Source organism: Rufibacter ruber (genome assembly GCF_001647275.1).
GTDB lineage: Bacteria > Bacteroidota > Bacteroidia > Cytophagales > Hymenobacteraceae > Nibribacter > Nibribacter ruber_C.
This window is the reverse complement of record NZ_LRMM01000040.1, coordinates 33,926-42,943: the sequence shown is the minus strand read 5'-3', so window position 1 is coordinate 42,943 and position 9,018 is coordinate 33,926. Positions and strand designations below refer to the sequence as shown.

General features: G+C 52.8%; 7 protein-coding genes. 1 reads left to right on the top strand and 6 read right to left on the bottom strand.

Translation table 11 applies throughout. From position 1 onward, the window contains the following. Positions 1 to 95: 95 nt before the first annotated feature. The 6 genes from A8O25_RS14705 to A8O25_RS14680 all read right to left on the bottom strand — a co-directional run bounded on the left by A8O25_RS14705 (position 96) and on the right by A8O25_RS14680 (position 5,149). Entirely contained in the window at positions 96 to 1,016 is a 921-nt protein-coding gene (locus tag A8O25_RS14705; protein ID WP_066836178.1) for a bestrophin family protein, read from the bottom strand. Between the two features lie 52 nt (positions 1,017 to 1,068). Further along, positions 1,069 to 1,521 (bottom strand): hypothetical protein, encoded by a 453-nt coding sequence (locus A8O25_RS14700; protein ID WP_066836177.1) that lies wholly within the window; start codon positions 1,519 to 1,521, stop codon positions 1,069 to 1,071. A 429-nt stretch (positions 1,522 to 1,950) separates the two neighbouring features. Next, positions 1,951 to 3,330, bottom strand: coding sequence for a sensor histidine kinase (locus A8O25_RS14695; RefSeq protein WP_066836176.1), 1,380 nt, complete (start codon positions 3,328 to 3,330; stop codon positions 1,951 to 1,953). After that, positions 3,327 to 4,013, bottom strand: a complete 687-nt coding sequence (locus A8O25_RS14690; protein ID WP_066836197.1) for a response regulator transcription factor — start codon at positions 4,011 to 4,013, stop codon at positions 3,327 to 3,329. The genes A8O25_RS14695 and A8O25_RS14690 overlap by 4 nt, the downstream gene beginning before the upstream one ends. Before the next feature lie 244 nt (positions 4,014 to 4,257). Then, a complete protein-coding gene (locus tag A8O25_RS14685; RefSeq protein ID WP_066836167.1) occupies positions 4,258 to 4,563 on the bottom strand; it encodes a DUF3817 domain-containing protein in 306 nt (101 codons plus the stop codon). Between the two features lie 64 nt (positions 4,564 to 4,627). After that, complete coding sequence (locus A8O25_RS14680) at positions 4,628 to 5,149, bottom strand: copper resistance protein NlpE (protein WP_153042763.1); 522 nt, start codon at positions 5,147 to 5,149, stop codon at positions 4,628 to 4,630. Positions 5,150 to 5,324: 175 nt separating this feature from the next. Between A8O25_RS14680 and dnaE the strand changes: the two genes are divergently transcribed. After that, complete coding sequence (gene dnaE, locus A8O25_RS14675; RefSeq protein ID WP_066836163.1) at positions 5,325 to 8,960, top strand: DNA polymerase III subunit alpha; 3,636 nt, start codon at positions 5,325 to 5,327, stop codon at positions 8,958 to 8,960. Positions 8,961 to 9,018 lie beyond the last annotated feature (58 nt).

Here is a 9,018-nt window from a genome sequence, read left to right as displayed (position 1 = left end):
TTTTGAAAAAACAGCCCGAAAACAGGAAGGAAGCACTGCAGTATCAGCTTTATCAATGAAGGCAGGCCACCTGGTGCAGGGGCAACAGCCGGTCCCTACAGAATATAAAAAGTGGCAACTTTAGAAGAGGTTTTAGGCTTTTCCACTTCCTGCGATTCACGCAGCATCTGCTTCAGGTCCCGGTGAATGGTCTGGGCAATAGTGGTCATGGGGGTATCAGTGGGCTTGTTCTCAAACGGGTCCTGCAGGTGAATGGCCATTTTCTCAATGAGCAGGAAAGACGCCGCTACCGCTACCACAAACGGCACCATCATCACCCCAAACACATCAATGACCCCAAACGGAAGAACCAAAATGAACAGCACCAGCGCCAAATGGGTGTACAGGCTGTAGGTAGCGGGGAAAACAGTATTCTTGATGCGCTCACAGCCCCCCATTGCATTGCAGAGGCGGGTTAGGGTACGGTCCAGCTCCACCTGTTGGTACTGGTTGATCCAGCCTTCTTTGTAGGCACTGGCCAGATCTTCGCCGTGCAGCTCCAGCAGCCCCACCGGTTTGTTGGTGTACTCCTGCAGGTATGCCAGCTGGCCTTTGCCCATATGCTCAGAAGCGCCTTTGACCGGGTTCAGCCCCCTCAGCGACTGCCCCAGGCTGTAGCACCAGGCAATTTGCCGTTTCACAAATGTTTCTTTGAAGTAAAGCGCCTCTACAGAATTGTACGGCGTCTCTACAAAATTCAGGATCTGGCGCGTGAGCGTGCGGGAGTCATTGACAATGGCTCCCCACAGGGTACGGGCCTCCCACCAGCGGTCATAGGCCTGGTTAGACCTGAACGCCAGCAGCAAAGACAGGATGGTGCCCAGCATGGTAGGCACGGCAATAGGAATGGAGATTCTGGTAAAATGGAAGTTCACGTACACCAACGCTACCAGCGTGGCATACATAAAGACCAGCAGCACTTCTGCCTTTATTTTCCCGAACACATACCTCACAGGGATATTCTTCTTCAACAACATAACTTCAACACGTTTAAAATACTGGAAATGTCTACCCCGCATTTGGGCTTGCTTATGCAAAGGCCTGGGCAAGCTGCGGCTCCCCGTGGGAAATGGTCACCAACGGCAGCACCGCTTTCTCCAGGAAAGGCAAAGGGTTCTGGCTGCGGGTGGATAACGCCTGAAAACAGAAGCCTTTGGGCACGGCCATGAAATCTATTCTATGGGCTTTCAAGAAATTAGTAAATGCTTTTTGGGTATTCCCATAGAAAACCGTGTGGGTCAGTTCCTGTATCTGCCCCAGTTCCTGCACCAGCCGTTGGCACTTTTGGGCGAAGCCTTTGGGGGCTAACTCCTCCCAACCGCCTTCTCTGGGCAGCATCAGTAACTCTGTGATAGAGGTAGGTATCTCTAAGGCATGGAACAGGACTACTTTGAGCGGAAGCCCAGAAAAAGTCTCTGTCAGCTCCACAAGACTGGCGAATGAATCTTCTTGAAAATTGGAAGGAAGGAGTACATGGGTCATGGGACAAAAAGTGGTTTCGGTAAACATACGCGCCCCCCATTAAGCCCATGTAAGAATGAGATTAGAATACCATTAGAAGGTAGAAAACCTTTGTTTGATGAACAGTTGCCGCTCTTTTGACACACCCAACCCCTCTCACCAGCCCCGTTAGGCGCACCTGAAGAAAGGGATATAAAAAGTACCCCGTGTGTCTCCTGGCTGTGTTTCTGGCCTGTTTTTCTGAAAACAGCCCAAAAGCAGAAAGAAGGCCAGCCAGAGAAGAGCGGTGCTTTTAAGCGCTTGTTTATCTTTTGATTAGCAGGCGAAGATCAGCCACGCATGGTTCTGGCTCAGCCCTTTTGAGCAGCAAAGCAACGGCAGATGAACGGGAGGAAAGCAGGTGCTGGCGGTGCCGGTTTGCAGCGCAATAGACAAAACAAATAGGCTCCTTTAAGGGGCACTGGCATCTATGGTGGGCAGGAGCACCTTTATTTCAGTGCCAATATCAACCTGTGTATTGATGATGATGCTGCCTTTGTGGAGGCGCACAATGTTCAGGGCCAGAGGAAGCCCCACCCCGTGCCCCTCAAAGCTGGCCGTGTTGGAAGCCCTGAAGAAAGGAACAAAGATATGCGGCAACTCCGGCTCTGGAATGCCAATGCCCTTGTCCCGCACCACCACCGCCACAAATGTGTTTTCGGCTTTAATGCCCAGCACCACCTCCTGGTTGCGGGAGTACTTACAGGCATTCATGACAATGTTGCTCACAGCCAACTTGAGCAGGTTCACATTGCCTTTTACCAGAAGCTGCTCCTCCTCAGTGGGCATCTGGGCGAAATCTAACCTGATGTGGTTGCCTGGGTACAGCTGGTCTGCAGATTCTTTGACCAGCCACAGCAGTTCGTCTACCCGCACCTGCTCCCAATTCTGCTTTTTGCCGTCAAAGCCGCTCTGCGCCATGCCCAGCAAGCTGGTGAGGATGTCTCTCAGCACGTTGGCCTCCTGGAGAATCACCTCAACTGACTGCCGCTGCACAGGAGTAAGGCCAGGGCTGGCCAGGGTTAATTCGGCTTCGCCTTTGATCACCGTTAACGGGGTGCGCAGCTCATGGGAGGCATTGCTCACAAAGTTGTTCTGGGTCTCAAACGCGGTCTCCAGCCTGGTGAGCATATCATTGAAGGTTTGCGCCAGTTCTGCCAGCTCATCTTTGCTGTTCCCCACCACCAGCCGCAGGTTCAGGTTCTCAGCAGAGATGCCCTGCACGTTTTTAATGATGGCCCGCACAGGTTTAAAGGTGTGCCAGGTAAACCGCCTCCCTATGACGTACACCAGGGCAACAGACAGAACAAAGCCAATCAGGAGAACCCGTGACAGGGTGTTGATCTCCTCCAGCCAGTACGGGTCCTGTGCAGACACCACCACTAAGTAGGTTTTCCCGTCAACTTGCTGCAGCTTGCCCAGATACAGGGTATGGCTGGCTCTGTAGCGGGCGGTGCGGTTGGCCAGCGCTTCTTCTAGCAGGGGCTGTGGCAGGCCGCTTGTTTTCAGCTTTTTCAGGGTCCCCTCTTCTGGCACCTCCAACAGATATTCCCGCTCCCCCTGAAGCTTTTCCAGATACGCCTGCCGCATTTGCCGCACCAGCTGCTTGTCACTGTTTGAATTCAGGAACAGGTGCAGGTCAGAGGCTATGTTCACCCGCGTCTCCAGCCGCTGATAGAAGTCTTCAAAGGCGTAATGGTTGGTGAAAAAATAGATAAAGCCACTGAACACCAGAATGACCAGGGTGGTGAGTGCCGAAAACAGCAGGGTGGCCTTGGTCTGGATTTTCATGCCCCCTCCCCCTCTTTCAGCACGTAGCCCATGCCAATGATGGTGTGGATCAGCTTGGGCTGGTAGTGCTTGTCCAGCTTCTTCCGGAGGTAGTTGATGTACACGTCTACCACGTTGGTGCCCAGGTTAAAGTCTATATTCCAGACCTGCTCCAGAATCTCCATTCTGGAGTGCACCCGGTTAGGCCGCTGCACCAGAAACTCCAATAACCTGAACTCAGTGGCCGTGAGCGTGATGGGATTGCCGCTGCGGGTAACCGTTTTGCTTTGGGTGTCTATCTGTAAATCTGCAATAGTCAGGAGGTGGGAGGCCAGCGCCCCATTCTGCCGCCGCCGGGTCAAGGTTCTGATACGGGCGCTCAGCTCAGCAAAATTGAAAGGTTTTACCAGATAGTCATCGGCCCCGCCGTCCAGGCCTGACACTATGTTCTCCGGCGAATCAAGGGCGGTGAGCATGAGAATGGGGGTACAGACCGCCTGCCCCCTCAGTTGCTTGCACACTTCCAACCCGCTTAACCCGGGCAGCATAATGTCCAGAATGATCAGGTCAAAGTTGAAAGACTTGGCCATTTCAAACCCAGAGGACCCGGTCATGGCCACGCTCACCTGATACCCCTCCTCCTTCAGTCCCCGTTGGAGCATGGAGGCCAGCTTTGCCTCATCTTCTACTATTAATATCTTCACCCCCATATAAGCACGCAATATTTCCAAAAATAAAGGCTACTGAGCAACAGGCCAAAATGGGAGATGTTTAAGCGCCGCCCCGTTTTTATCAGCTTTTCTCTTCATCTGTGACTTTAAGGGATAACAGGCACTAATTTCATAACCGTTTCAAACGAATGCTCCTGTTTTGGCTGTTTTTCTAAAAACAGCCCCAAAACAGGAGCACCTGGCAATTTTGATAAAGTTAAAAAAATGTGCGGCCGCCTTACAGCTGCTTGTCATGGGCAATTTTCTTATCCAGGTAAAACGTACCGAAGGGGAGCAACGAAGCCACAAACGCCAGGGCCACCTTCCAGAAAGACCAGCGGTACTGGATCCAGACCTGCAGCAGCAACCCCATAAACAACACAAACAGGGCTCCGTGCGCCCAGCCTACGTATTTAACAGGCTCAGGAATGCCTGCCATATATTTGAGGGGCATGGCAATCAGCAGCAGGACCAGGTAAGAAATGCCTTCCAGAACGGCAATAAGCCTGAAACGGCCAAGGGTAGTATCTAAATGGAAACTCATAACAGAACAGGATTTTGATAACGCAAAGGTACTGGTTCCTCTGCAATTTACCTGCCACCCTGTGTTATTCTGCCATCTCAATATCAGTGGAGTCAACTCTGGCTAACATATAGTCCAGGGAGTTCTCAATGCGCTCTTCCTGGGGCAGCACCACCCGCAGGGTCTTTCCGTCAATCACCTCAAAGTACCGCACCTCTTCCCCCTCGTCTTTCAGAAGCATGACCTGCACACCGCCTTCCCGCGTAGTCCAGCGGCCCTCGCTTTCCTGGGGGTAGGGGCGTTCACGTATGTATTCTTCTACCAGCAGATATTTCTGGTCTGGCTGCAGCGTGAGGGAGGTGTAGATTCCTTCACAGTCTGCACAGGGCACCGTACCGGAATACGTGCCCACCAAAGCCATTTCATGGGCTGGTTCTTCCACTGCGGCGGCACCTGGTTGTTGCTGGTCGGTTTCCTTCTTTTGGCACGCCACCAGCACGCAGCCCGCCAGCAGAAGGGGCGCGAACGTTGTCATGAAACAGGAAACAGACACTTTCATTTTCATACTCTCATTTTTACTCGCCTCTACCAGATAAAGTTTAGACACCTTAAAAATTTGATTTCCTTTTTTTGGCCTGATTTCCAGAAAACAGCCCGGAAACGCCCTCCGCAGCAGCAACTTTTACTCCGGTTTCCGGTGTTTTCTTCGTATCTTCGTAGTCCGTTTCGGGTTCATTTTCAACTCTGGACTCAAGACTCAGAACTCAAGACTCTTTACCGCCGTGCCAGATTTTTCCCACCTCCATACCCACACCCAGTACTCCTTGCTAGACGGGGCCGCCAGCATTGGCGCGCTCATGAAAAAGGCCCAGGCCGACGGCATGAAAGCCGTTGCCATGACCGACCACGGCAACATGTTCGGGGCGTTCAACTTCGTGGCCGAGGCCAACAAGTACAACGTGAAACCCATTGTGGGCTGTGAGTTTTACCTGGTGGAAGACCGGCACCAGAAAAGTTTCTCTAAGGAGCAGAAAGACGTGCGCCACCACCAGCTGCTGCTGGCCAAAGACCAGAAAGGCTACCAGAACCTGGCCAAGCTCTGCTCCTACTCCTACATTGACGGCCTCTACAGCAAATGGCCCCGCATTGACAAGGAACTGCTGGTGAAATACCACAAAGGCCTCATCGCCACCAGTTGCTGCATCGGGGCCGAATTACCCCAGGCCATTCTCTGGAAAGGCGAAGAGGAAGCCGAAAAGCTTCTGAAATGGTGGCTGGATCTGTTTGGGGACGATTTTTACATTGAGATTCAGCGCCACGGCCTCATGAACATTGACGGCACCGGCCTATCTCAGGAAGACGTGAACCAGGTGCTTTTGAAGTGGGCCATTAAGTACAACGTGAAAGTCATTTGTACCAATGACTCGCACTACGTAGACCAAACCGACTGGAGCGCGCATGATATTCTGTTGTGCGTAAATACAGGTGAGCAGCAGAGCGTGCCCGTGGGCGATTTTAGAACGAACTACTTCCGGTTGATGAGCGGCCGCGGCGAAGTGATTTATGACACCTTAGATAACATCCGGCAGAGTTACAGCCACGACGAGAACGTGCGCCGCATGCTTTACCGCATTGACGAAGAACTGCAGAAACCCCGCCCCGCAGACCGCTTCGGGTTCCCCAATGACCAGTTCTATTTCAAGTCTCAGGCCGAGATGAACGAGCTGTTCAAGGACGTTCCTTTTGCGGTAGATAACACCAACGAGATTGTAGACAAAATCACGCCACCCAAGCTGCAGCGCGATATCCTGTTGCCTAACTTCCCGCTCCCTCCGGAGCACCCCACCGCTGACTTATTCCTGCGCCACCTCACCTTTGAGGGCGCCAAGAAACGGTACATTGACATTACCCCTGAGGTAGAGGAACGCCTGAACTATGAGCTGGGCATCATTGAGACCATGGGTTTTGCGGGGTACTTTTTGATCGTGCAGGACTTCATCAACAAAGGCCGTGACATGGGCGTGGCCGTGGGTCCGGGCCGGGGGTCGGCGGCGGGTTCTGCCGTGGCGTACTGTGTGGGGATCACCAACATTGACCCCATCAAGTACTCGCTGCTGTTCGAGCGTTTCCTGAATCCGGAGCGGGTATCCATGCCCGATATTGATATTGACTTTGACGACGTGAACCGCCAGCGCGTGATTGACTACGTGGTAGATAAATACGGCAAGACGCAGGTGGCCCAAATCATCACCTTCGGTACCATGGCTGCCAAATCGTCTATTAAAGACGTAGCCCGTGCCCTGGATTTGCCTTTGTCAGAAGCGAACGAACTGGCAAAACTGGTACCGGAAGTACCGGGCACTACGCTAGCCAAGGCCTTTGTGGAATCTCCGGAACTGGCTGCGTTTAGAGAAGGGAACGACCTGAAAGGCGAAACCCTTCGGCTGGCCGAGAAACTGGAAGGATCGGTGCGGAACACGGGTATCCACGCGGCGGGCGTGATCATCGCGCCAGATGACATCACCAATTACATTCCCGTCTCCACCTCCAAAGATTCTGACTTGTTGGTGACGCAATTTGACGGAAAGGTGATTGAGAGCGCGGGCATGCTGAAGATGGACTTTTTGGGCCTGAAAACCCTGTCTATTCTGAAAGACGCCATGGCGCTCATCAAGCGGAACCACGGCGTGGAGATTGACATTGACAACATTCCGCTGGACGATGAGAAAACCTATGCCCTCTACCAGCGTGGTGATACTATTGGTACGTTCCAGTTCGAGTCTGAGGGCATGCGTATGTACCTCAAGGACCTGAAGCCCACTAATATTGAGGACTTGATTGCCATGAACGCCTTGTACCGCCCGGGGCCTATGCAGTTCATCCCGAACTTCATTAACCGGAAGCAGGGCAAGGAGGAAGTGGAATACCCGCATGACCTGCTGGAACCTATCCTGAAGAATACCTACGGAATTATGGTGTACCAGGAGCAGATTATGCAAACGGCCCAGATTCTGGCGGGCTACTCTCTGGGCGGTGCCGACTTGCTGCGCCGTGCGATGGGTAAGAAGGACATGAAGAAAATGGCCCAGGAGCGCGAGAAATTCGTGGCCGGAGCCAAGGAGATTCATAACATTCCGGCCAAGCACGCCTCTGAAGTATTTGACGTGATGGAGAAGTTCGCGCAGTACGGCTTCAACCGCTCGCACTCCGCCGCTTACTCTGTAGTAGCCTACCAGACCGGTTACCTCAAGGCGCACTACCCGGCAGAATACATGGCCGCGGTACTCACCCATAACATGAACGACATCAAAAAGGTGACGTTCTTTATTGAGGAAGCCCGCAAGCAGCAAATTCAGGTATTGGGGCCCGATGTGAACGAATCCATCCATCAGTTCAACGTGAACCAGCAGGGGCAAATCCGTTTCGGGATGGGGGCCGTGAAAGGAACCGGCGAAGCCGCCGTGGAAGCTATTATTGAAGAACGCGAAAAGAACGGTCCATACACCGATATCTTTGACTTCGCGAAGCGCGTGAACCTGCGCGCCGTGAATAAGAAGACCTTTGAAAGTCTGGCTCAAGCTGGTGCTTTTGACTCGTTTGAACGTTACCACCGCGCCCAGTACCTAGAAACTCCTGAAGGCGAAAGCATCAACCTGATTGAAAAGGCGGTGCGCTTCGGGAACCAGTTCCAAGCCGAGAAAAATGCTGCCCAGCAGTCGTTGTTCGGCGGTGGAGGAGCCGTAGACATGCCGTTGCCGAAGGTACCAGACGTACAGCCCTGGACCCTGACGGAAATGCTGCGCCGCGAGAAGGAAGTAATTGGTTTCTACCTCTCCGGACACCCGCTAGATCAGTTCAAGCTGGAAATTGACTCGTACTGCACCTGCAGTCTGGACCGCATTGCTGAGTTCAAGAACCGCGATGTAAACGTAGCCGGCATTGTGAGCAACGTGGTGGTACGCACCGGTAAAAACGGTAACCCCTTCATGCTCTTCTCCTTTGAAGACTATGACAATACCATGGGTTTGGCGCTGTTTGGGGAGGATTTTGTGAAGTTCTCGCCGTACATCAAAGAAGGCATGTACCTGTTCATCCGGGCAAAAGTAACCCTGCGTTACAAGTCTGAAGACCAGTGGGAACTGAAGCCTATCTCCATGCAGCTGCTAAGTGACGTAGCCGACAAAATGGCCAAAGGCGTGCGCATGGACATTGACATCCGGAACATCAACGCCCTACTCATTGACCGCCTGGAGGAAGCCGCCATCAACAGCCCCGGACAGAAGAAACTGGAATTGGTTTTGACGGAGCCTGGGGAGCGGTTAGCGGTGGAATTATTTAGTCGCAAGTACCGCATTGACCCGAAGGCGTTTCTACAGAATGTGAAGGATTTGGAAGTGGCTACTTGTCAGTTGATATAGCTTCGCGGTATCAGGTAGCACGTATCAAGTAGCAAGGCTTGTAGAGAAAGCCCAGTTG